The 23417-nt window shown below is 36.5% G+C and carries 21 protein-coding genes and 1 tRNA gene; 16 read left to right on the top strand and 6 right to left on the bottom strand.

The window, feature by feature from the left end; genetic code table 11:
- Window positions 1-4 precede the first annotated feature (4 nt).
- Genes C8C83_RS02250 through C8C83_RS02175 form a run of 16 tightly spaced genes read left to right on the top strand, consistent with a single transcriptional unit; the run spans window position 5 to window position 17885 of the window.
- Window positions 5-5575 (top strand): helicase-related protein, encoded by a 5571-nt coding sequence (locus tag C8C83_RS02250; protein ID WP_121326242.1) that lies wholly within the window; start codon window positions 5-7, stop codon window positions 5573-5575.
- Window positions 5576-5585: 10 nt separating this feature from the next.
- Window positions 5586-5903: a DUF4133 domain-containing protein gene (locus C8C83_RS02245; protein WP_121326241.1), complete on the top strand. Its 318-nt coding sequence runs from the start codon at window positions 5586-5588 to the stop codon at window positions 5901-5903.
- Window positions 5904-5942: 39 nt separating this feature from the next.
- On the top strand, window positions 5943-8405 hold the full coding sequence (locus tag C8C83_RS02240) for a TraG family conjugative transposon ATPase (RefSeq protein ID WP_121326240.1): 2463 nt from the start codon (window positions 5943-5945) through the stop codon (window positions 8403-8405).
- A gap of 29 nt (window positions 8406-8434) precedes the next feature.
- Complete coding sequence (locus tag C8C83_RS02235; protein ID WP_121326239.1) at window positions 8435-9121, top strand: conjugal transfer protein TraI; 687 nt, start codon at window positions 8435-8437, stop codon at window positions 9119-9121.
- A 15-nt stretch (window positions 9122-9136) separates the two neighbouring features.
- On the top strand, window positions 9137-9766 hold the full coding sequence (locus C8C83_RS02230) for a hypothetical protein (protein WP_121326238.1): 630 nt from the start codon (window positions 9137-9139) through the stop codon (window positions 9764-9766).
- The gene (locus tag C8C83_RS02225; RefSeq protein ID WP_121326237.1) at window positions 9763-10398 is read left to right on the top strand and encodes a TerB family tellurite resistance protein; all 636 of its coding nucleotides are present in this window, start codon (window positions 9763-9765) and stop codon (window positions 10396-10398) included. The genes C8C83_RS02230 and C8C83_RS02225 overlap by 4 nt, the downstream gene beginning before the upstream one ends.
- Window positions 10399-10410: 12 nt before the next feature.
- Complete coding sequence (gene traJ / locus C8C83_RS02220) at window positions 10411-11607, top strand: conjugative transposon protein TraJ (RefSeq protein ID WP_121326236.1); 1197 nt, start codon at window positions 10411-10413, stop codon at window positions 11605-11607.
- Between the two features lie 17 nt (window positions 11608-11624).
- Window positions 11625-12245 carry a conjugative transposon protein TraK gene (gene traK / locus C8C83_RS02215; RefSeq protein WP_121326235.1) on the top strand — a complete coding sequence of 207 codons (621 nt, stop codon included), beginning with the start codon at window positions 11625-11627 and terminating at the stop codon, window positions 12243-12245.
- A gap of 13 nt (window positions 12246-12258) precedes the next feature.
- Window positions 12259-12744 (top strand): hypothetical protein, encoded by a 486-nt coding sequence (locus C8C83_RS02210; protein ID WP_132011640.1) that lies wholly within the window; start codon window positions 12259-12261, stop codon window positions 12742-12744.
- Between the two features lie 49 nt (window positions 12745-12793).
- Window positions 12794-14032 carry a conjugative transposon protein TraM gene (gene traM, locus C8C83_RS02205; RefSeq protein ID WP_347812774.1) on the top strand — a complete coding sequence of 413 codons (1239 nt, stop codon included), beginning with the start codon at window positions 12794-12796 and terminating at the stop codon, window positions 14030-14032.
- A gap of 19 nt (window positions 14033-14051) precedes the next feature.
- Window positions 14052-14897 (top strand): conjugative transposon protein TraN, encoded by an 846-nt coding sequence (gene traN / locus C8C83_RS02200; RefSeq protein ID WP_121329922.1) that lies wholly within the window; start codon window positions 14052-14054, stop codon window positions 14895-14897.
- A 28-nt stretch (window positions 14898-14925) separates the two neighbouring features.
- Window positions 14926-15723 carry a hypothetical protein gene (locus C8C83_RS02195; RefSeq protein WP_121326232.1) on the top strand — a complete coding sequence of 266 codons (798 nt, stop codon included), beginning with the start codon at window positions 14926-14928 and terminating at the stop codon, window positions 15721-15723.
- A gap of 3 nt (window positions 15724-15726) precedes the next feature.
- Entirely contained in the window at window positions 15727-16782 is a 1056-nt protein-coding gene (locus C8C83_RS02190) for a hypothetical protein (RefSeq protein WP_132011639.1), read from the top strand.
- Window positions 16783-16796: 14 nt separating this feature from the next.
- On the top strand, window positions 16797-17081 hold the full coding sequence (locus C8C83_RS27350) for a hypothetical protein (protein WP_121326230.1): 285 nt from the start codon (window positions 16797-16799) through the stop codon (window positions 17079-17081).
- A 41-nt stretch (window positions 17082-17122) separates the two neighbouring features.
- Window positions 17123-17560 carry a hypothetical protein gene (locus C8C83_RS02180; protein ID WP_121326229.1) on the top strand — a complete coding sequence of 146 codons (438 nt, stop codon included), beginning with the start codon at window positions 17123-17125 and terminating at the stop codon, window positions 17558-17560.
- A gap of 34 nt (window positions 17561-17594) precedes the next feature.
- On the top strand, window positions 17595-17885 hold the full coding sequence (locus tag C8C83_RS02175) for a helix-turn-helix domain-containing protein (protein WP_121326228.1): 291 nt from the start codon (window positions 17595-17597) through the stop codon (window positions 17883-17885).
- A gap of 121 nt (window positions 17886-18006) precedes the next feature.
- Here C8C83_RS02175 and C8C83_RS02170 read toward each other — a convergent pair whose 3' ends face one another.
- The 6 genes from C8C83_RS02170 to C8C83_RS02145 all read right to left on the bottom strand — a co-directional run bounded on the left by C8C83_RS02170 (window position 18007) and on the right by C8C83_RS02145 (window position 23412).
- Window positions 18007-19227: a site-specific integrase gene (locus tag C8C83_RS02170; RefSeq protein WP_121326227.1), complete on the bottom strand. Its 1221-nt coding sequence runs from the start codon at window positions 19225-19227 to the stop codon at window positions 18007-18009.
- Between the two features lie 260 nt (window positions 19228-19487).
- A tRNA-Ser gene (locus tag C8C83_RS02165) sits at window positions 19488-19575 on the bottom strand.
- Between the two features lie 149 nt (window positions 19576-19724).
- Complete coding sequence (locus C8C83_RS02160; RefSeq protein WP_121326226.1) at window positions 19725-20114, bottom strand: acyl-CoA thioesterase; 390 nt, start codon at window positions 20112-20114, stop codon at window positions 19725-19727.
- Between the two features lies 1 nt (window position 20115).
- Window positions 20116-21249: a 3,4-dihydroxy-2-butanone-4-phosphate synthase gene (ribB, locus tag C8C83_RS02155; RefSeq protein ID WP_165877219.1), complete on the bottom strand. Its 1134-nt coding sequence runs from the start codon at window positions 21247-21249 to the stop codon at window positions 20116-20118.
- A gap of 2 nt (window positions 21250-21251) precedes the next feature.
- Entirely contained in the window at window positions 21252-22712 is a 1461-nt protein-coding gene (locus C8C83_RS02150; protein ID WP_132011638.1) for an LptF/LptG family permease, read from the bottom strand.
- Window positions 22713-22719: 7 nt separating this feature from the next.
- Window positions 22720-23412: an outer membrane lipoprotein carrier protein LolA gene (locus C8C83_RS02145; protein WP_121329921.1), complete on the bottom strand. Its 693-nt coding sequence runs from the start codon at window positions 23410-23412 to the stop codon at window positions 22720-22722.
- Between the last annotated feature and the right edge of the window lie 5 nt (window positions 23413-23417).

The following is a 23417-nucleotide window of genomic DNA, read 5'->3' as shown; positions in this document are numbered from 1 at the left end:
AATTATGGCTTACAATCTATCCCAAAAACTAAGTGCCAATATCCAGGCGATTACCATTGCAATGCAATGGCAGCAAGGTGATGTTTTATCGGAAGAAGCAGTTGCAGCGCTTAAAGCCTTTGCTGGCTTTGGAGGAATCAAGGCTATACTTTATCCTAACGGCACTACCGAAGACTGGATAAAATCCGGAGCTACTAAAGAAGATTTGAAACTTCATCCAGAGATGACACGTCTGCATGAATTGTTGCAGGAACAGTATTCTGAAAAGGATTATAGTGCGGTTGTTTCTTCGCTACGCAACAGTGTCCTTACGGCATTTTACACTCCGCAAATTGTACCTAAGACATTATATTCCCTTTTAAACGAGCAAGGCATTAGCCCTAAAAGGCTATACGAACCATCGGCAGGTTCGGGTATTTTTATCACTGAAGCAGAAAAGGCTTTCCAAAATCTGGAACAAATTACTGCTGTGGAAAAAGACCAATTAAGCGGTCTGGTACTTTCGGCATTAAACAGTACACTGACAACAAAAAATACTACACATATCATAGGATTAGAAGAAGCTCCAACAAATGATAATAGGAGTTATGATCTTGTGGTCAGCAATATTCCGTTTGGTAATTTTTCTGTGTATGACCAAGCCTATCCCGATAAAACGATTTCGGGGAAAATTCACAATTACTTCTTTGCAAAAGGACTGGACAAACTAGCTGATGGCGGTCTTATGGCTTATATTACAACAGACGGTTTTTTAAACAACCCTTCCAATGAGAGTGTCCGCGCATATCTTTTTCAAAATGCGGATTTTGTGAGTGTGGCAGTTATGCCTGACAACCTGATGAAAGAAACAGGAAATACGGATGCTCCTAATCATCTGCTTATTGTCCAAAAAAACGAGCATAAACAAACCCTGTCTGATAATGAAAATGAGCTGCTACAAACCGTCGAACTCAAAAATGAATTTGGAAAATACAGTATTAATAAATATCTGCACAATAGACCTGAGCTAATCATTGGGAATGAAATACACGCCGGTAAAAATCAATACGGGCAGGCACACCAAAGTGTGAGACAAAACGGTGATATCAATTCTATTGGAAACCGTCTTGCAGAAAATATTACTAAAGGACTAAAAGAAAACTTTAACCCCGAATGCTTCGAGCAGGCTCAAAAAACAGAGATAGCTCAGTCCGCTGAAGCAATCGGGCAAAAATTCACTTATTTACCCATGCCCGAGAGTAAAGCAAGCGGTATTTCTGTCCAGCTTGGTTTGTTTGATACTGTGCCTGCAGAAAACATCAACCGTTCAATGGATTACATCAATCCCCTTGACGAAACTGTAGTGGATAAAAAAACAGCACGAATACTCAGCACCATACGAACTACTGATAATCCATCACATGAAAATGTTGTGCTAATTGCTGCTAAACAAAACAAGTCCAATCGGTATTTGTATAAATTATATTCGAATGTAAAAGAAATCGATGGCTTTTCAGCCAATTGGATGAATGGCGGATTACTGCCTCATGAGTTATTGGCTTTATCCAATACCCTTCAGTACTATGATCACAAGTATACTTATGAAGGAGATAAAACCCTCGAATCGGCCTTTAATTTGGAAAAACAGCTGTACGAAGAATTGGCGCCGTTTAAATCTTTCTATAAAGAAGGAACACTGGTTCGGCTTGGAGAAGCCGTTGGGATTATAAGTGATATAAATGATCAACACAAACAGGCCTTTTTCCAGCCATTAGCATCACAGGGCAATCTGAAATTTTACGATGCCTATATTACTATTCGGGATCATTATCTGGAATTGTTCGAGAAAGAGCAATCAGACCAAACAGCCAGTGATGAAGTTCGGAAAAATCTAGATGAGCAGTATACCAAATTTGTTTCCCACTATGGTATTTTGAACGGTGCTGAGAATCGCAGGTTAATCATGCATGATTCCGCTTTCGGTTTCACCATTCTTTCTTCATTGGAACGCAAAGAAGGCGAACGTTATGTGAAGTCGGATATTTTAATAGAATCTGTAGTAAAACAGCAAGAGCGCTATTATACAGACGATCCTGTTGAAGCGCTGGCCCGAAGTCTGAATGAAAAAGGAGCTGTTGACTTAGGATTTATAACTGCTGCAACAGGACTTGAACACAATGAGGTTATAGAACGTCTGAACCATCATATCTATTTGAATCCTACAGATCAGAATTGGGAAACTTCAGACCTCTATTTAAGCGGCAATGTTGTAGAAAAGTTACAACAGGCTAAACAGGCTGTGCAGCTATACCCTGAAAACACACAATACTACAAAGGATTGCAGGCACTGGAAAAAGTACAGCCAGAGCGTATCCCTTTTGAATTACTCGATTTCAATCTTGGCGAGCGATGGATTCCCAACCGATACTATGAAAGTTTTGCCGGAAAATTATTTGAGCAGCCAACTGAAATTAATTATTTCCCATCACTGGATACCTTTAAAGTAAGTACAGGTCACAATACCAAAATAGACAGAGAATTTTCGGTGACTCCCAAAAGCGGCAGAACCACTTATGGTTACACGATATTGGAGCATGCGCTCGAAAATACGGCTCCCTTTTTTACCTATGAAGTTGAGGGAGCCGGCGGAAAACCCATCCGACTGCCCGATAATGAAGCTATACAGCTTGCCCATCAAAAAATTGAAAACATCCGTAATGGTTTTATTGAGTGGCTGCAGGAATTGCCAATAAATGACAAAAATGAATTGGAAAATCTCTATAACAATACGTTTAATTGTTACGTATTGCGAGAATATAATGGAAGTCATCTGAGCTTTCCGGGTTTGGATAAAAAAGCCCTGGAGATTGAAGACTTGTACAGTTCTCAGAAAAATGCGGCATGGCGTATTATTCAGAACCGTGGCGCTTTAATCGATCATGAGGTTGGGCTTGGAAAAACATTAACCATGATTGTGGCTGCCAATGAAATGAAACGATTAGGGATTATTCATAAGCCTGCAATACTGGCATTGAATGCCAATGTAAATCAAATTGCAGCAACTTATCGAAAGGCTTATCCCAATGCAAGAATATTGGCACCTGGTGAAAATGATTTTACTCCGGCTAAACGAGTAAGGCTGTTCCATGAAATTAAAAATAATAATTGGGACTGTATCATTTTAACCCACGATCAGTTTGGTAAAATTCCGCAGTCACCCGAAATACAAAAAGAGATATTACAAAATGAGCTGGATAATATAGAACGGGACCTTGATACGGCCAGAGATTTGGGAGGTGATATCTCCAAAAAAATATTAAAAGGTCTTGAAATACGAAAAAATAATCTGGACGGCAGACTAAAAACACTGCTGAAAGATATAGAAGATAAAAAGGACAGCGGCATCAACTTTAAAGAAATGGGGATTGATCATTTGTTTGTAGATGAATCACACAAATTCAAAAATCTGACTTTCACTACCCGTCATGACCGTGTTGCCGGAATTGGAAATATGCAGGGAAGCCAAAAGGCGCTTAATATGTTATTTGCGGTACGCACGCTTCAGGAAAAATTCGATTCGGATCTGTGTGTGACCTTTCTTTCAGGTACTCCTATTTCAAACAGTCTGACAGAAATGTACCTGCTTTTCAAATACCTGCGACCTAAAGAAATGGAACGCCAGCATATTGAAAACTTTGATGGATGGGCAGCTGTTTTTGCTAGAAAAACGACTGATTTTGAATTTTCTGTCACCAACGAGATTATTGCCAAAGAGCGTTTTCGCCATTTTATTAAAGTTCCGGAACTGGCACTGTTCTATAATGAGATTACCGATTATAAAACAGCAAAACATATTGATCTGGACAAACCTGAAATTGAAGAGCGACTTATCAATGTCAGCCCGACACCGGAACAAACCGAATTCATTACCCAACTCATGCAGTTTGCCAAAACAGGTAATGCGACACTTATAGGCAGGGCACCTCTTACCTCGCAGGAAGACAAAGGCAGGATGCTTATAGCTACTAATTACGCTAAAAAAATGGCCGCCGATATGAGGCTGATAAATGAAAGATATGGTGATCACCCGAATAATAAGGTCAATACATGCGCCAGAAATGTGGCTGAAATTTATCATGCTTCCATGGAGCATAAAGGCACTCAGATCGTTTTTTCAGATATCGGTACACCAAAGCCGGATGACTTTAATATGTATGATGCCCTTAAAGAAAAACTGGTAAGGGATTTTAATATCCCTGCTCATGAGATTACCTATATACACGATTGGACAGATAAGAAGAAACCGGAGTTGTTTTCTAAAATGAATACAGGTGAGATACGCATTCTTCTGGGCAGTACAGAAAAAGCAGGTACCGGGCTTAATGTACAAAAACGTGTTGTGGCGATGCATCATATGGATATTCCCTGGAGACCATCAGATCTGGGACAACGCAATGGCCGAGGCAGCAGACAAGGGAACGAAGTTGCCAAACAGCATTATGGTAATAAAGTAAAGAACTTCATCTATGCCACAGAGCAATCCCTGGACAATTACAAATTCAACCTTTTGAAGAACAAACAGACTTTTATCAGTCAGATGAAAAACTGTGAACTTAATGTCAGGACTATTGATGAGGGAGCCATGGATGAGCAAAGCGGAATGAACTTTTCGGAATATATCGCAGTATTATCAGGTGATACTTCATTACTGGAAAAATCAAAATTGGAGAAAAAAGTAACGGTAATGGAAAGCCTTAAAAAAGCACATTACAAGGAAATTTCCAGAACTAAATATCAGGTTGAATACCTAATGGAGGAAAAAGCAATCACCACTAAAACACTGGACAAACTAACTGCTGATAACAGTTTTTACAAAAACAATTTGAAGTATGAGCCTGATGGTTCCAAAGCAAATCCTATAGAGTTGTATAACTGCAAAACAGCAGATCCAGAAAGTATCGGCAAAGAAATTATCCTGCTCTATAAAAACTGGAAACCTCCCGAAGGAGAAAACCAAGCCAAACAGATTGGGAAGTTATATGATTTTGGACTCTATATAAAAAGAGAACGTGAAGCCTATCAAAATGATGGTTTGTACCAGTACCGTTACTCCAACAGCTTTTATGCACAACGTTTGGAAGATGGTATTAAATATACTTCCAATGGAGGAACTCCAAATGTGGACAATCCAAAATTGGCAGCCCGTCATTTTCTAAATGCCATTGATAAGTTGGAACACCTCACGGCAAAATACCAAAAGTCCCTGAATGATATTGAAAACCAACTGCCGCAATTACAACAATTAACCACAAGAGTATTTAGTCAGGAAGATGAGCTGCAAAAAATGAAAAGCGACCTCTTTAGTCTAGAAAGGGAAATAGCCCTGAAAATTCAGGAGAACCAATTGAAAGAAGCCAATCCGCAAGAGGTTAGCCTCAGTAATGAAACAAAATTAACGGATACAGCTCCGGTAATTCAACTGCCAATAAAGAGCAGTGAAGAATCACAGCGTTTCACAGCAGCAGAAAGCAATACTGATAAATCGCAGGATCGCTCTTTTTCAGAAATGAGGCGCAGCAGCAGGATGAAATTTTAAAACAAATACTATGTCAAACAGTGTGTATCAAATCAACAAGGGGATTAACCAGAGCATAGAGTTCAAGGGGTTAAAAGCACAATATATCTGGTATTTGGGTGGTGGCGTAATTATGCTTATGATACTGTTTGCAATCATGTACATAGCCGGTTTACCCTCTTTAATCTGTATCGGGATTATTGGTGTTTCAGGCACATTATGGGTTTTGAAAATATATAAAATGAGCCACCAATACGGCGAATATGGAATGATGAAAGCTTTGGCGAAAAGGCAGATTCCCAAAGCTGTGAAATCGCAAAGCAGAAAAATATTTATGATGAAGAAATAGAATTTGCTCAGCATTACCTGAGCGGTAAAAAAGATGATAATGGAAAAGATGATAGATGATATTTTACCAATTATGGATGTAGAGCACGATTGCATCCTGTCCAAACAAGGAGATGTGACAGTAGTGTTTAAAGCAGAACTGCCCGAGATATTTACCTTGTCAGATCAGGAATACGAAGCATTTCATCAGGCATGGCTTAAAGCGATAAAACTACTTCCGAAATTTAGCGTATTTCATAAACAGGACTGGTTTATAGACAGCAAGTTTGAACCCGATTTCACAAGTGAAGATTCGAGTTTTCTTACCCGAAGCAGTGAACGCTTTTTTAACGAACGTCCCTTTCTGGATCATTCCTGTTACATTTTTTTAACCAAAAAACCGGCAGGAAGAAAGACATCCAGTTCCCTGTTTTCAAATTTACTTAGGGGTTCAATAGTTCCGGAAGAAACATTAAAAGCACAGCTGCGTCAGGAATTTATTGACAGTACCGGGCAATTCAGACGCATATTAGAAGACAGTGGTTTTGTAAAATTAACTCGTCTTGGTAATGATCAGCTTAAAAGCCACAGTAGAAAAATTGGAATCATTGAACAATATTGCTTTTTGTCTGAAAAAGAAAATTCATTTGTTTTTAAGGATATTGCTTTTGATGAAGGTTTGCAGGTTGGAGATAAACACTGCCAGATTTACACATTAGGTGATGCAGCTGATCTTCCTGCCTTATGCGGTTCAAGGATTAATTATGACCGGTATTCCACTGATAAGACCAAATTCAGTATCGGATTTGCTTCCACTCTGGGGCAATTACTTTCATGCAATCACATATACAATCAATATATTTTCATAGAGGATTTTCAGAAAACTTTACAAAAGTTAGAGAGTAAAAGACTGCGATTACAATCTTTATCAGCTTACAGCAGGGAGAATCTTATTGCGCGTGATGCCACCAATGATTTTCTTAATGAAGCTATCAGCCAGCAGAGACTGCCTGTAAAAGCGCATTTTAATGTGCTGATCTGGACTGACAATAAGGAAGAGCTCAAAGACCTGAAGAACAAAGTTTCTTCAGCACTGGCTCAGATGGATGCCGCTGCTAAACAGGAAACAGTAGGCGCTGCACAGATTTTTTGGGCAGGAATTCCCGGGAATTCCGCAGATTTCCCAATGAATGACACCTTTGATACGTTCACAGAACAAGCAACCTGTTTTCTGAATTTAGAAACCGGTTATCGTTCGTCGCTCAGTCCGATTGGAATTCGCTTGGGAGACCGTTTGACTGGGAAACCAGTCCACGTAGATATTAGTGATGAGCCTGTTAAGATGGGAATCTGCACCAATCGAAACAAATTTATACTGGGGCCTTCTGGAAGCGGTAAATCTTTTTTTACCAACCATATGGTTAGAAGCTACTATGAGCAAGGGACTCATATTGTGCTTGTTGATGTAGGACACAGCTACAAAGGATTGTGTGATATGGTAAAGGGCTATTACTTTACTTACGATGAAAAGAATCCGATCCGGTTTAATCCTTTTTATATCAGTGAAGGAGATTCGCTTGATACCGAGAAAAAAGAAAGTATTAAAACATTGTTATTAGCACTCTGGAAAAAAGACAATGAAACGTTCAATCGAAGTGAATATGTTGCACTGTCCAATGCGCTGCAATTGTATTATGAAAAGTTAGACAGCAATTCGGATTTGTTTCCCTGTTTTGACAGCTTTTACGAATTTCTAAAAAACGAGTTTGTATCCATATTGGAAGGTGACAAGGTAAAGGAAAAGGATTTTGATGTAAACAATTTTCTGTATGTACTGCGCCCTTACTACAAGGGAGGTGAATTTGATTACTTGCTCAATGCTACTGAGAATCTGGATCTGTTAAAAGAACGTTTCATTGTTTTTGAACTCGATAATATCAAAGACCATCCGATACTCTTTCCAGTAGTGACCATCATTATAATGGAAGTCTTTATCAGTAAAATGCGCAAGCTTAAAGGAGTCCGAAAAATGATCCTGATTGAAGAAGCATGGAAAGCTATAGCCAAGGAAGGAATGGCAGAATATATTCGGTATTTATTCAAGACTGTTCGTAAATTCTTTGGAGAGGCCATAGTAGTGACTCAGGAAGTAGAAGATATTATTTCTTCTCCAGTCGTTAAACAAGCCATCATCAATAACAGTGACTGCAAGATATTACTAGACCAGAGTAAGTATCAAAATAAGTTTGAACAAATTCAGGAACTGCTTGGGCTTACTGAAAAAGAAAAAGCATTGGTATTATCTGTAAACAAAGCCAATGATCCTGATAAAAAATACAAAGAAGTATTCATCTCGCTTGGAGGCATGCAGTCTAAAGTATACCGCACCGAGGTATCCCTTGAGGAATATTACGCCTACACAACCGAAGAAACTGAAAAAGTAAAAGTACAGGCGTATGCTAAGAAATTTGATGGTGACATCAGAAAAGGCATTGCGGCACTTGCCAATGACTTAAGAGCATAAAAAATTATGAAAACTAAACAACAATAATTATGAAAACAAAGAAGAAAATCATGATTTGCCTGTTGTGCTTTTTACTGATCAGCACTTCGGCAAGACCGGCAACGGTTGCGGCAATACCGATTTTAGAAATCGTAAAAGCGGTTGCCAAAAAAGTAATTAAGGCTATTGACCTTAGGATCCAAAAACTGCAAAACAAAACGATCTGGCTGCAGAATGCGCAGAAAAAAATAGAAAATATCCTCTCCAAACTAAAGTTGGATGAGATTTCCGATTGGACCCAGAAACAAAAAGAACTCTACAGGAATTATTATGAGGAACTGGCAAAAGTCAAATCTATCATTACCTATTACCAGCGTATCAAAGATATCAGTAAAAAGCAGGTTCGTTTGGTAGATGAATACGAAAGAGCATGGAACCTGTTTCAAAAAGATGCTCATTTTAATTCCAGCGAACTCGATTATATGCAAAGTGTGTATTCTGGAATATTAAATGAAAGCCTGAAAAACATCGATCAGATTTTCCTTGTATTGGATTCTTTCACCACACAGATGAGTGATGCCAAAAGGCTTGAGATTATAAATGCTGCTGCAGATCAGATTGATGCCAATTATGATGACCTGACGCTCTTCAACAGGCAGAACATACTACTGAGTCTTCAAAGAGCCAAAACAGAGCATGATGTCAAATCCGTTAAACAATTTTACGGAATTCCGTAAACAAACAATAAAATTATGAAAAAAATATTCTTACTGGTGCTTTGTACTGCACTGACCACAGGGAATCTTCATGCACAGGCAAAACAGCAAAGGATGCTTTTACAGCAGATCGCCGCCCTGCAAGTGTATATCGGATATGCTCAAAAAGGCTATTCCGTAGTCAAAAAAGGACTCAATACCGTAGGAGATTTGAAACGTGGAGAATTTAATCTTCATACGGATTACCTGAATTCCCTTAAGGCAGTCAACCCCAAAATAAAGAAGTACGCAAGGGTAACGGAAATTATAGTGCTCCAGACAAAAATAATGAAAAGCCACAAGAGCTTACATCAGCAAATCCGGCAGGATGATTTGTTTCATGGAGATGAAGTCGATTATATCAAAAGGGTCTTTGAAAGGTTAATCAAAAATTGTGATACCAATCTGGATGAGCTTCTAACAATCCTTACGGACGGAAAGTTAGAGATGAAAGATGATGAGCGAGTGAAACGCATTGATATTATTTACCAGAATATGCTGGATAACTATGCTTTTTCTGAGAGCTTTAGCAATCAAGCTAAAGTTATGGCTGTATCAAAAGCAGCCGAATTAAAAGAAGCAAAAAACAGCCGTGTCCTGAACGGCATAAATACAGATTTGCCATGAAAAAATTACTGATTACAGGAATTGTGTTTATCGGATTGCTATTTCCATCCCCGATAACAGCCCAAAAACAGGAAATCCAGCAATTGATTTTGAACATAGAGAAGTTAGCCCAGTTCAAACAGATTTTAAAAGATATGAAAAAGGGCTATGAAATACTAAGCGGAGGTTACAATACGGTAAAGGATTTGTCTGAAGGAAATTTCAACCTTCATGAAACATTTCTTGATGCGCTGATGCAGGTCAGTCCCACCGTTAAGAATTACAGGCGTATTGGTGACATTGTGAATTATCAGGTGCTGCTGGTAAAAGAATACAAGTCTGCTTTTAGCCGCTTTAGGGATAGTAAAAATTTCAATGCTGAAGAAATTGCCTATTTCGAAAGGGTATACGATAATCTGTTTAAACAAAGTCTTAGAAATCTTGATGAACTCACCTCGGTGATTACCGCTAATAAAATGCGAATGTCAGATGATGAAAGGCTAGCCGCTATTGACAAAATATATGCAGATATGCAGGATAAACTTTTGTTTTTGAGAAACTTCAACAATAATACTACTGTACTGGCTTTACAGCGTGCAAAAGAGCGCAATGATACCCGCGCAATGCGCAGTATTTATAAGTTAAATAACTAAATATCCAGTGTTATGATAAAGATAAATAAGCAAATAATACTTGTGCTTCTTGCAATGATATTGCCATTTACGATCAATGCACAAGGAATTGCAGACGACATGAACGGCCTGCATAGTGTACTGGAACAACTGTACGATGAAATGATGCCTTTATGCAGTAACCTGATTGGCGTCGGACAAGGTCTTGCCGGTTTTGCAGCTATGTGGTATATCGCCTCAAGAGTCTGGAGACATATTGCCAGTGCTGAACCTATAGATTTCTATCCACTTTTTCGTCCTTTTGTTATCGGATTTTGCATTATGATTTTTCCCTCTGTCCTTTATATGATTAATGGTGTTATGAAACCTACCGTTACAGCAACTGCTGCAATGGTAGAAGGATCGAATAAAGCGATTGAAAGACTGCTTAAAGAAAAAGAAGAAGCACTCAAAGAAACGGATCCCTGGAAAATGTATGTGGGATCAACAGGAAGTGGCGATCAGGATAAATGGTACCGATACACACATGATGATGCAGATCCTAGTGGGCAGGGAATGCTGGATGGTATTGGAAATGACATCAAATTTGCCATGAGCAAGGCCTCTTATAATTTCCGCAATTCAGTAAAGGAGTTGATGAGCGAGATACTGCGTGTATTATTTGAAGCTGCTTCGCTGTGCATCGATACGCTGCGGACTTTTCAATTGGTGGTACTTTCTATTTTAGGTCCAATTGTTTTTGGTATTTCAGTCTTTGATGGTTTTCAACACACCCTTACCGTCTGGCTGGCACGTTACATCAATATCTATCTGTGGCTTCCCGTGGCAAACATATTTGGAAGCATCATCGGAAAAATTCAGGAGAATATGCTAAAGATTGATATTGCGCAAGCAGGAGAATATGGAGATACTTTCTTTAGCAGGACTGATGTTGCTTATTTGGTCTTTATGATAATTGGGATTATAGGCTATTTCACTGTCCCTTCTGTTGCTAATTACATTGTTCATGCCGGTGGGGGCGGAGCACTCGGACAAAAAGTAACCAGTATGTTTAGTAATTCTACAACTTCCGTTGTCAATACTACATCTCAAGGAACTACAATGGTAGCGGATGCTATGGGGAATGCTGCCGGGCGTATGTACCAAAGTATGTCTGATTCCGGTAATTCAGCTCCTTACTTCAAGGACAAGGACAATTATATGGCTGACAAATTAAAAGGTAAATCTTAACCCTAAATTCAAAGTTTATGTTTAGCAAAATGAAAAATATTGACACTGCCTTTCGACATGTTCGCGGATTTACCATACTGGTCATTACGGGATGTATTTTAATTAGCTCCTTTGCACTTTTTAAGAGTTTCTCGCTGGTATCTCAAATGCAGAACAAGGTTTATATACTGGCTAATGGAAAAGCGCTGGAAGCCTATGCTTCGGATCGAAAAGATAATATTCCCGTAGAAGCCAGGGATCATGTAAAAACGTTCCATAAGCTGTTTTTTACACTTGACCCCGACGATAAAGTCATTAAAAGCAATGTAACAAAGGCTCTTTATCTGGCTGATGACAGTGCCAAACGGGTCTATGATGATTTAAAAGAAAACGGTTACTACTCTGGTATCATATCAGGGAACGTCAGCCAGACCATACAGATTGACAGTGTGACTATTGATCTTAACAACTATCCATATGGATTCCGATGTTATGCTACTCAAAATATCATTCGCACCACCAGCATCGCACATCGGAACCTTATCACTGAAGGTAACCTTCGTAACGTATCGAGAAGCGATAACAATCCACATGGCTTTTTAATCGAGCGATGGAATACTATTGAGAATCGGGACATAAGTACCGAAAATCGAAAATAACAAACTACTGATTATGAAAGTCACTTTTAAAAGAAAGAACAATGCTGTTACAGCTACTAGAGATAGTATCTGGCAGAAATTTGAACAGGCCAATCTTCGATTGCAACATAAGTGTGCACAATGGCTAGAGCATAAAACAGCTCATTTTTCAAGACTCAATTGGATTTTGGTTCTATTCACTTTTATAGTGTTTACAGGAGGTTGCAGTATTTACCTAATTGTGAATAGCTTTTCAAATAATAAATCTAGAAATATAACAATAGCCCCGATTACCAAACCAACCAATGATATACCCTTAAAAGAAAAGCCTCTTGAACTCAATGCGATTATTAGTAAAACAGAATTTGAAAAAATCACAAGTTTTAGGAAATATATGGATAGTCTGGGGCGCAGTCCTATAGGCAAAAAAACGCATGACAGCATTGTATTAAATCGTCCCGGACTTCTGGACAGTTTAACAATAATAGAGAATTATTATTACTCACATCTTAAAAATTAATATCATGGAACAAAACACAAAATCATTAAAGGCCTTAAAACAGCGTAAGATGCTCTTGGTACTGCCAATATTGGCTTTGCCATTTCTAACTGCCATATTTTGGGCATTGGGAGGTGGAAAAATGGACGCTGCCAACTCAGCAGCACCACAGCAAAAAGGTTTTAATCTAAAACTTCCCAATGCGAACCTGAAAGAAGGACTTCTGTTGGATAAAATGAATTATTACGATCTGGCTGCTCTTGATTCAGCAAAGCTTGATGAACTTATCAAAAAAGACCCCAACTATTTAAGCCAATCCTTTCAGATTGATTCCACTGAGGACAGCAGTGCTGTTACTCAAAGAAAAGAACAACATGGTTTAAATAAATCCGTTTATCGCGATCCAAACCAAGAGAAAGTACATCAAAAATTGGAAGCATTGCAAAAAGCAATCAATACACCAGTAGCAGTTCCAGAGCAAAACAGAGATTATACTAAAATTGTAAAATCAAATGAAACGGCAATGCATTCCAATGATGTGGACAGGCTGGAACAAATGATGCAATCCATGAATGAAGCGCAGGAAAGTCAGGATCCGGAACTGCAGCAACTCGGTGGAATGCTGGAGAGTATTTTGGACATTCAACATCCGGGCAGAGTACAGGAAAAATTGAAAAAAGCTTCCGAGGCTCAGCGTGGACAAGTCTTTGCTATTTCCACCAAGGAGCATGAAGATCCTGTTTCTTCTTTACAAAACAAAACATTGAACAGTTCTGAGTACAAACAGAATGGTTTTTACTCTTTAGACGAATTTCAAAATGATGATTTAATGCAGAATGCTATAGAAGCCATTATTCATGAAACTCAGACTATTGTAAATAGCTCCACAGTTAAGTTCCGACTCATGAAGGACATCTTCATAAATGGTATTAAAATTCAAAAAGACAATTTTTTGTTTGGAGTTGCTTCCTTAAAAGGAGAACGATTAACTATCAATATTACTAGTATCAGATACAACAACTCCATATTCCCAGTAGACTTGTCGGTTTATGATATGGATGGAATTGCTGGTATATATATTCCGGGAGCCATTAATCGTGATGTTGCCAAAGCCTCGGCTGATCGCTCCATGCAAACTTTAGGAGTTGCATCTCTTGACGATTCCTGGGGAGCTCAGGCAGCGGGAGCAGGAATTGAAGCGGCTAAAAGTCTGCTAAGCAAAAAAGTAAAACTGGTTAAAGTAGTTGTAAAAGCAGGTTATAAGGTACTGCTGCATGATGAAAAACAGAAACAAAAAAATTCCAATTAAAAACTAAAAAATGATAGAGATGAAAAATTTTAAACTATTGGTGATGGGGCATTTATTATTTATGACCATCGGTGTATTGGCACAGCAAACAAGTAAAAACCGTTTATTCCAAACAGAATCAGACTCCTTAATGATAGCCTATTCAAAAACGACCAATATTGTATTTCCTTTTGCCATAAAAAGTGTCGACAAGGGAAGTACCGATATATTGGTACAAAAAGCAAAAGGTCTTGAAAATATCCTTCAGGTTAAGGCAGCCCAAAGGGGATTTTTTCAGACCAATCTTACGGTGGTGACTGCAGATGGAAAATTCTACTCTTTCGTACTGGACTATAATGAAGAATTTCCACAGCTGAATCTTACCCTTAATAAAACTAAGCCTGATGGACAGGAAATTTATTTTTCAGATGAAATTATTAATGATCAGGATATTGAGGAATATTCAAAGTTAGCGCTATACGACAAAAAAAAGCTGCGAGGTCAAAAGGAAAGTAAATACGATATTGATTTTAGGCTCAACGGAATTTTTATTCGTGACGAGGTACTGTATTACAGGATAAAGATAACCAACAATTCTAAAATCAATTATGAGATCGATCAGCTTCGTTTTTTTATTCGCGATACTAAAAAAATAAAACGTACTGCTTCACAGGAAATTGAAATTACGCCCATTTATATCCTGAATGATATTGATAAAATTGAAGCTGAAGCAGAAAACATATTTGTATTTGCTCTGCCAAAATTTACAATTCCGGAAAAAAAATATTTAGCCATACAACTCATGGAGAAAAATGGCGGCAGACATTTAGAAGAACATGTCAAGAATACAAAACTGGTACAGGTTACTGTACTTCCAAAATTATAAACTATTTAATAATTAAAAAATTGAAATCATGAACGAGAAAAATTTTGAATACTTAAGAGATCAGATTAAGTATACTGGATTCGGTGAAGCACTGGAATCTCAATTAAAAGAAAAAATGCAAAAGGAAGAGCCTAATTTTACATTGACGCATAATGCGCAATACGGTAATGATACTGCTACAGCGACGTTAAATTTTAAAAAATCCGATCAAAGCGACATTTACTTTTTTAATTCTTATAAAGTCGAATTGCAAAAAGAAAATTCTAAAGAAGCCTTGGAACAAACCTTTTACATCAATAAAGGCAGCAACATAACAATGAAGGAAGCTTACAATCTTATGGAAGGCAGATCGGTAAATAAAGATCTCACCAGTAAAGAGGGGGAAGTTTATAATTCTTGGGTTCAAATGGACTTCAAACAATCCGAATCTAATGGAAACTTTAAACTAAACCATTACCACCAAAATTACGGTTATGATTTAGAAGCAGCACTGTCCAAACATCCGATTAAAGAACTTGAAACCCCAAAATACAAAGAAGACTTGATAAATTCTTTGAAAAAAGGAAATCTGCAGAGCGCTACTTTTTTAAAAGAAGGTAATGAGATCAAGCAGTATATTGAAGCCAGCCCGCAATTCAAAACAATTAATATCTATGATAATAATATGAAAAGGATTGACAATCGTAAAGCTCAGGAAGAAAAACAATCCGAAAGCCAGCACACTTCAGAAAAGCAGAGTAGCAAAAAACAAAACCAAACTGCCGATGATGATGGACCTGAAATACCAAAGGAAGCTAAGAGAAAAAGGAAAAGCCAATCCATGTAATCGATGAACGAACAACTTCCCGTTAACAGAGTGGAAATGGAATTAAAACAGTGGCACTCCAGGGAAGAGCGCTTTAGTAAGCTGTTTAATTTCAGCCTTTCCAACAATAGATCACTTCTTAAGGAAAAGCTGCATCATTACGAGCGTATTGGAACAAAGTATAATGGAACAAAAAATATTGAGGAGCGTTTTGCTTTGAAGATGCTTAAGCAGGAAAAGAAAAAGATCCTTAAACAGTTATACCCTAATGTATTAGTTCGTCTTGTTCGTAAACTTATCGTTGCTCCACTGATAGACCAAATTGCGGTACGTAAGGATGAAAAAGAGGAAGAAAAAAATAATCAATCGCTGCACGAACAGGTGCAGCGTATTGGTTTTAGAGATTTGTCAAATCAACTTGATCAGCAAATAAAACAAGGTCATGAACAGTTCACTATTCCGGTTTCCTATTACGTCAACGAAAAAGAACGCCTGAATCAAGAGTTGTCTTTTTCTAAAGACCAAAGCGGAAAGTATCAATTTGAAGGATATAAAACCACTTTGCAAAATGAATCAAAGCCTGAGGAAGAAAGAAGCCAATATTTTAAAGTACAAGAAGGAAATTCTATTGATTCAATACAGGCATATAATTTATTAGCGGGACGAGCCATTCAAAAGGAAAAATCATGGATTCAATTGGATCTTAATGACAAAGACGCAAGCGGCAATCACCGCATTAAAGAATTTCATTCCAGTTATGGTTATGACCTTGAGAAAGCTGTACAGCAACTTCCTTTAAAGGAATTATCAAATAAAACGGAATCTGATAAATTAAAGAATGCTTTAAAACAAGGGAACAGACATCCCATAACCTTAATTAAAAACGGAAATGAGTATCGGTTTTATATTGAGGCTAATCCTCAGTTTAAATCGCTAAACATTTATGACGAACATTCAAGAAAAATAACACTGTCAATGGCATTGGGCAATAAAACAATCAAAACAGTAAAACAGCAGCAAAAGACAAATGAGAGTCAACAGGTGAATCATTCCACAAGAAATGGTATGCGTGTAAGCTGATAATCTAGGAAATAATGAAAACACTAAAACCTTTATCTGATTTCTTTAATGCAATAGAAAAAGATTACCGTATTAGTATCACGCATATTGGTATATATGCGGCATTGCTTCAGTTTAGGACGCAAAAGGGTTTTGTTAATCCTATTGAGGTCTATAGGTATGAAATCATGAAGTTAGCCAAGATAACCGGGCCTGTAACCTACCATAAATGCATGCGTGAGCTAAACGAGTATGGTTATATAAGTTATCTGCCAAAGCGCAATAGAAACCAAAGGAGTACGATTTATTTCAATTCTTAGTGACATTGATATGCAAATAAAATTGAAAAAAAGTTTATGTTATGAAGAAGTTTACTTTAGAAGAACTTCCAGATGCGGTTTCAAAATTGTATGGGAGGATGCAAGGAATAGAAAGGTTTTTAGAAAAAAATAAACCTAACCTCAGTAAGAGGAATTCGTCACTTAATGCCTTAGCAAAAGAGAAGTGCAGTTCTAATTTCAATAAAAGCGATTTGGCACAACTTTTTTATATTCTTATGGATGAGAAAATTTTATTTTTTGATGACCGTAATCAAAAGTGCAATAGAAGCAAAATTCAGTTTTTTATAGAAAATAATTTTACATATATAGGAGACTCAGGATTTCAAACAAACATAGATACAATAAGTAAACAGTTTTCTGAGTCAAAAGGATTTACCTATAAAGACAAGCAAATAAGATTTCTTGATAATATTATTGATATACTTGAAAAACGGAGAGAAAAATTAATTTGCTGGTAATTTGTATCATTTTAAAAACTAAAAATTAACTATTATGTCTAAAGAAGGTAATAAAACAAATATGTCCTATATAGTAGCAATTAAACAACTGCTAGATCCTTTATATGCCAGACTAGAAAAAATAGATTCAAAAATAAAAGGGAACAATACAAAAGACAGCTTACGATATTATAGAAATGAAGATTTAAAGAAAATATTTGGACTTTCAAATAATACAATAATAAAATACCGTCAAACGGGTATACTTCCTTACACTAAGTTAGGGGATATTTACTTGTATGAATCAAGCAAAATAGAAAAAATACTTAGCGAAAACGAGCCGTGATTATTATTGATTGTATATCAGTAAACAAAATAATATACTACTTCAACACAAAGGCAAAAGGATTCAATTGTGAATTCTTTTGCCTTTTTTAATAGTGGTCAGTCTTTAACTGGCTAATTGTTTAAGTGTACTTTTGTTTTAATTTTGACATATCTTCCATAATATTTATATCCAGCACCTTAGCATAATGCTGCGTCTGTTTAATATTAGTATGTCCCATCATTGCCGAAACATTCTCTATTCTTACTCCATTTCCTAAAGTCACCGTAGTTGCAAATGTATGTCTTGCCACATACCAAGTGAGGTGTTTGTCGATGCCGCACAAATCAGCTATTTCCTTTAGATAGGCGTTCATTTTTTGATTTGATAATTTTGGGATTAGTCCAATTTGCATGTTCCTGTATTTATTGATAATCGCCAATGTGGGAGGAAGAATAGGGACATTTGCTCGAATTGTTGTTTTGGCTCTATTGGTCATAATCCAAAGATTATCATTTCCGTCCGAAGATATATTATTGGATGTAAGATTAGCAGCATCTACAGGTGCATAACCAGTGTAACAGCTAAACAGAAACACATCTTTAACCTTTTCTAGACGTTGCACTGAAAATTTTTTGTTTTCAATTAAGTTTAATTCTTCCTGTGTAAGAAATACAGCGTCGGTTACATGCAGTTTACCATCATAAAGATTAAATGGATCTTTCTCTATTATTCCCATTCTGATGCTGTATTTACAGGCTGTCTTGTACATTCGCATATACTTTACTACCGAATTATTTTTGATGCCTGTTATCCCTTTAAAACGGCTGTCATATTTAAGAAATGATTCGAGGTTGTAAACATAGGCACTGTTCACTTCAAACAGAGGTATATCTTGTATTCCATACTGCTTTGTCATAAAAGTGATAAGCAAATCTTTTGCACGCTCATATTTTTGGTAGGATGCTTTTGATCTTTCACCTGCATTGACCTTTTTTTTAAAGAACTCATTGTGCTTATTCATAATTTCGATTAAGCTTACACAATCTTCTTTTATGGCTGTTTCTCCTTTAAATTCATCTTTGAGTAATTGTAAAGAAAAATCCTGATCGATTTTAAGAAGTTCATTGAACTTCTTTTCCATACCAATAAGAAAAAGATCTAGGGCATTCTTGATTACCTTTTCTTTTTCAAGTTTTAGAACACTTCTTAGGTTGTCGGTAAACTGCCATCTCTCTTTTAAGATCGATTTACCCGCCGCCATGGTTATGGATTGTTTCTTGTACGAAATACGGGCATAAATTGGAGATTCTCCACTTTTGTTGAATTTACCTGCTTTGAGATAAAAAATTACTTTTAACATAACTCACAATTTTAAATTAATAATCAAATTGATTTAAAATCGCTGAAAGTTTATAGTGTTTTCAGGGAATTCCCGGGCAATTCACTTTTTTTAGTGACCCTTTTTTTTGCTTTTTTTGCGAAAAAAAATCGGGGTCACTCATAGGGTCACCGTACTTTGATAATATATGTGTTTTTTGCCACTTGTCAAAAAACAAAAAACCCTTTAAATACTAGTATTTAAAGGGTTTTGACTTTTAAAGTTTCTTTTGAAACTTCATCTGGCGGAGAAAGAGGGATTCGAACCCCCGGACCTGTTACAGTCAACAGTTTTCAAGACTGCCGCATTCGACCGCTCTGCCATTTCTCCAGTATGTCGCGATCATTTCGTGATTGCGAGTGCAAATATAGTGCGCTTTTCCGATTATAAAAACTTTTTTAGCGATTTTTTTAAGATAATTTTTAAGTGCCTAATTATCAGTATTTACTAAAACAATATTTTTTTGTTAAATAATGGATTTAGTCTAAAATCGGTGTTGGTTTCTTGTTTTCGTCTACCGCAACAAACGAAAAAGTTCCTGAAACTACCGTCTCGCGAAGCTCTGTATACATTTGTTCCATGAAAATATCGACATGAATTTTGCAACTTGTTCTTCCTACAGAAACAACTTTTGCTACTAATTCGATTAAAGTTCCTGCCGGAATTGCTTTTTTAAAATCAATTTGACCTGTTGAAATCGTCACTACTTTTTTTCTGCTGAATCTCGTCGCGCAAATAAAAGCGACTTCATCCATCAAATGAAGTGCAGTTCCTCCAAATAAAGTGTCATAATGGTTTGTAGTACTCGGAAAAACAGCTTTGAATATATGTGTTTCAGATTTTGTAATTCTTTCTTCTAATGTCGTCATATTAATAACTTACGTATTCAGTAATTTCTAATCCGTATCCAATCATTCCGACACGTTTTGTTTGCTCTGTGTTAGATACCAATCTAATTTTAGAAATATCAATATCATGCAATATTTGAGCGCCAATTCCGTAATCTTTGCTATCAATAATTACTTTTGGAGCTTTCATTGTTCCTTCAGCTTGTAGAGCTTTAAGTTCGGAGATACGGCTTAATAAATTTACCGCTTGCATATCCTGATTGATGAAAATTACAGCGCCTTTTCCGTTTTCATTTATAACTTTAAACATGCCGTCTAATTGTTGTTCAGCATTGTTAGTTAAAGTTCCTAATAAATCATTATTTACCTGAGAAGAGTGGATTCTGGTTAAGATTGGTTCTCCAAGATTCCATGTTCCTTTTGTTAAAGCAATATGAATTTGTTTATTTGTCGTTTGTTCGTAAGCTCTTAATCTAAAAGTTCCAAAACGAGTCTCAATATCAAAATCTTCTTTTTTTACAATCAAACTATCGTGTTGCATTCTGTAAGCAACCAGGTCTTCTATGGAAACTAATTTAAGGTCGAATTTCTTAGCCACTTTTACCAATTCAGGCAAACGAGACATAGTTCCGTCTTCGTTTAGAATTTCACAGATTACACCAGCAGATTTAAATCCCGCCAATCTTGCAAAATCAATAGCAGCTTCTGTATGCCCGGTTCTTCTTAAAACTCCTCCTTGTTTGGCAACCAAAGGAAAAATATGTCCTGGTCTCGCTAATTCATGTGGTTTAACATTTGAATCTGTCAAAGCTAATACAGTTTTAGCTCTATCCGCTGCAGAAATTCCCGTAGTTACACCATGTCCTTTTAAATCTACAGAAACTGTAAAAGCAGTTTCCATATGATCCGTATTATTGCTGACCATTGGTCTTAAGTCCAATTCTTTACAACGACTTTCTGTTAACGGAGCGCAAATTAAACCACGTCCGTGAGTAGCCATAAAATTGATCATTTCCGGAGTTACTTTTTCGGCTGCAGCCAAAAAATCACCTTCGTTTTCGCGATCTTCATCATCGACTACAATGATAACTCTACCTTGACGAATATCTTCTATAGCTTCTTCAATGGTATTCAATTGTATTTTTGTTGTTGACATAATTATTGTTGATTTTGAGCCGGAAAAAACCGCTCGGAAATTTTTTGAATTAGTTGTGAAATAGGAGTGATAATAGCATCAAAGTTTATTAATCCATTGTCGTTTGTTGCACGATATGTCAATAATATAGCCAATGGCGACAATACAAACGATGACATCCATGAACCTACAAATGGGCTCATACCGCCTTCTTGTGAAAGTCTTTTTCCAAAAGTATTAATGAAATGGAAGGTAATAAAGATTAAAACTGCAAAGACAATTGGTAAACCAAGTCCTCCTTTGCGGATAATAGCACCTAACGGAGCTCCAATAAAAAACATCAAAAAGCAAGCAAAGGCAATCACAAACTTCTCGTATAAAGCCGTTAGATGTTTATTGATTTCTCGTTGTTTATCTTTTAAATCTTTTTGAGTTGATTCAATAGAGTAGATGTTACTGGTCACATTACTGCTGGCCATTCTTAAGATTTCTGCCTTTTGTTTGTTTTTGTATAATGACAAAAGGTTATTTGGCAACGGTTTTTTCTTTTTAGTAGAATCTGCTTTTATAGGTATTGCAGATTTTCTAATTCCAACACGTTGATTTATATTTTCTGAAAAAGAAAGAATTTCATTGTTCAGGTTTTTGTTTAAAGAATCAAGAGTATAGCGCAATTCGTTAACGTTTAACATTGCGTTTGTACCACTAATACTTTCTTTATCTTCATCGACTTTGTTTAACTCAGATAAGTCGATATTGATAATTTGTTTCTTGAATTTCCCTTTTACAAAAGGAAGTTTAGCGCGGTCTTCGTATTTTTTTGGAGTAACATCCTGATAGTAATAACCATCATTTAAAACCAGCTTTAATATACTGGATTTTTCATTACTGATTAATTCTCCGTTTTTTGCTTTGATAACGGTTTTGTTTTCCCCCATATTATTGGGTTTCTCGTGGATTGTAACTCCAGTCAGAATATTCCCGTTCTCACCTGATTTTTTGTTTACTTTAATGTTGTAAAGACCAACATCGTTAAACTGACCTTCGGCAATTGCCATTGCAGGTTTTGCCTGAGCGATATTTTTACGGAAGTTCATAAATTTATATTCAGCATAAGGAATTACGTTATTGGCGAACCAAAACGCAACTATGCTTAAAAAGAATATGAATATAATTAAAGCCCGCATCGCTCTTTGCAATGAAATCCCGGAAGATTTCATTGCGGCGAATTCGTAATTCTCGGCTAAATTTCCAAAAGACATAATCGAAGCCAATAAAACCGAAAGTGGTAAAACCAACGGAATAATTCTTGGCATCGAAAATAGCAGGAATTTTAAAACCAATATCAAATCGAGGTCTTTACCCGCAAGTTCTGCGATAAAAAGCCATACGGTTTGAAGTATGAATATGAAAAAAAGGATTACAAATACCGTAGTAAATGTAAGTAAGAATGTTTTTAGTAAGTATTTGTCTAAAATTTTCAACCTTGAATTAATCTAATTTATTGATGTAGTACTTTGGATATTTGCTCGCTACAAAGGTAAATTGATTTTTTGATAAAGGTTGATTGGTTTTAAAAGAATTAACGGTCAAAGTTGTTTTTGTTCCGTTTTTTCCAGTTTCAATCAAATTATAGATGTGTTTTGTCTGAACATCAATACCTAAAAGAATCTCTTTTCTTTGATCTTTTGTATTTGTAGGAGCTAATTTAATATATTGAATTTTTCTTCCTTTAACATTCTGAACAATGTCCATATTGTATTTGTATCCGGAATTAAAGAAAGTAAGCATCTTTGATGGTGTAATAGCAGTATCGTCTTTTTCGTTTACTTTAGAGATGGTAACTTCTTCATCTTCAGGGTTTATGGTGTATGTTTTTTGCCCATCGAACATCTTTGTAACGCCCATAAAATTCAATACATATTGATTTCCTTTCATGGTTACATTTCCTTTGCTGTCCTGATTGATATTTTCTTTAGCATTATTCAGTGAATATTTAAAGTCAATAACAATGTTGTCGTAGCTTTTTATTTTAGAAGTTACTTCGTTCAATAAATCTTTCGCTTTTTTATCCTGAGCTTGAATAGAAGTGTAGCTCAAAAGCAAAATAATTGCCATTTGAAGACACTTTTTAGTCATGTTTGCGATAGAATTGTGGTTGATTTCTTGAATTTTTGTTTTCATGATTG

This window comes from Flavobacterium sp. 90 (assembly GCF_004339525.1).
Taxonomy (GTDB): Bacteria; Bacteroidota; Bacteroidia; order Flavobacteriales; family Flavobacteriaceae; genus Flavobacterium.
This window is presented reverse-complemented; position numbering and strand designations above follow the sequence as displayed.

What these genes read in the sequence shown, in the direction of transcription:
- C8C83_RS02250 (WP_121326242.1), top strand. Translation starts at nt 5, where the DNA reads ATGGCTTACAATCTATCCCAAAAACTAAGTGCCAATATCCAGGCGATT.
- C8C83_RS02245 (WP_121326241.1), top strand. Translation starts at nt 5,586, where the DNA reads ATGTCAAACAGTGTGTATCAAATCAACAAGGGGATTAACCAGAGCATA.
- C8C83_RS02240 (WP_121326240.1), top strand. Translation starts at nt 5,943, where the DNA reads ATGGAAAAGATGATAGATGATATTTTACCAATTATGGATGTAGAGCAC.
- C8C83_RS02235 (WP_121326239.1), top strand. Translation starts at nt 8,435, where the DNA reads ATGAAAACAAAGAAGAAAATCATGATTTGCCTGTTGTGCTTTTTACTG.
- C8C83_RS02230 (WP_121326238.1), top strand. Translation starts at nt 9,137, where the DNA reads ATGAAAAAAATATTCTTACTGGTGCTTTGTACTGCACTGACCACAGGG.
- C8C83_RS02225 (WP_121326237.1), top strand. Translation starts at nt 9,763, where the DNA reads ATGAAAAAATTACTGATTACAGGAATTGTGTTTATCGGATTGCTATTT.
- traJ (WP_121326236.1), top strand. Translation starts at nt 10,411, where the DNA reads ATGATAAAGATAAATAAGCAAATAATACTTGTGCTTCTTGCAATGATA.
- traK (WP_121326235.1), top strand. Translation starts at nt 11,625, where the DNA reads ATGTTTAGCAAAATGAAAAATATTGACACTGCCTTTCGACATGTTCGC.
- C8C83_RS02210 (WP_132011640.1), top strand. Translation starts at nt 12,259, where the DNA reads ATGAAAGTCACTTTTAAAAGAAAGAACAATGCTGTTACAGCTACTAGA.
- traM (WP_347812774.1), top strand. Translation starts at nt 12,794, where the DNA reads ATGCTCTTGGTACTGCCAATATTGGCTTTGCCATTTCTAACTGCCATA.
- traN (WP_121329922.1), top strand. Translation starts at nt 14,052, where the DNA reads ATGAAAAATTTTAAACTATTGGTGATGGGGCATTTATTATTTATGACC.
- C8C83_RS02195 (WP_121326232.1), top strand. Translation starts at nt 14,926, where the DNA reads ATGAACGAGAAAAATTTTGAATACTTAAGAGATCAGATTAAGTATACT.
- C8C83_RS02190 (WP_132011639.1), top strand. Translation starts at nt 15,727, where the DNA reads ATGAACGAACAACTTCCCGTTAACAGAGTGGAAATGGAATTAAAACAG.
- C8C83_RS27350 (WP_121326230.1), top strand. Translation starts at nt 16,797, where the DNA reads ATGAAAACACTAAAACCTTTATCTGATTTCTTTAATGCAATAGAAAAA.
- C8C83_RS02180 (WP_121326229.1), top strand. Translation starts at nt 17,123, where the DNA reads ATGAAGAAGTTTACTTTAGAAGAACTTCCAGATGCGGTTTCAAAATTG.
- C8C83_RS02175 (WP_121326228.1), top strand. Translation starts at nt 17,595, where the DNA reads ATGTCTAAAGAAGGTAATAAAACAAATATGTCCTATATAGTAGCAATT.
- C8C83_RS02170 (WP_121326227.1), bottom strand. Translation starts at nt 19,227, where the DNA reads ATGTTAAAAGTAATTTTTTATCTCAAAGCAGGTAAATTCAACAAAAGT.
- C8C83_RS02160 (WP_121326226.1), bottom strand. Translation starts at nt 20,114, where the DNA reads ATGACGACATTAGAAGAAAGAATTACAAAATCTGAAACACATATATTC.
- ribB (WP_165877219.1), bottom strand. Translation starts at nt 21,249, where the DNA reads ATGTCAACAACAAAAATACAATTGAATACCATTGAAGAAGCTATAGAA.
- C8C83_RS02145 (WP_121329921.1), bottom strand. Translation starts at nt 23,412, where the DNA reads ATGAAAACAAAAATTCAAGAAATCAACCACAATTCTATCGCAAACATG.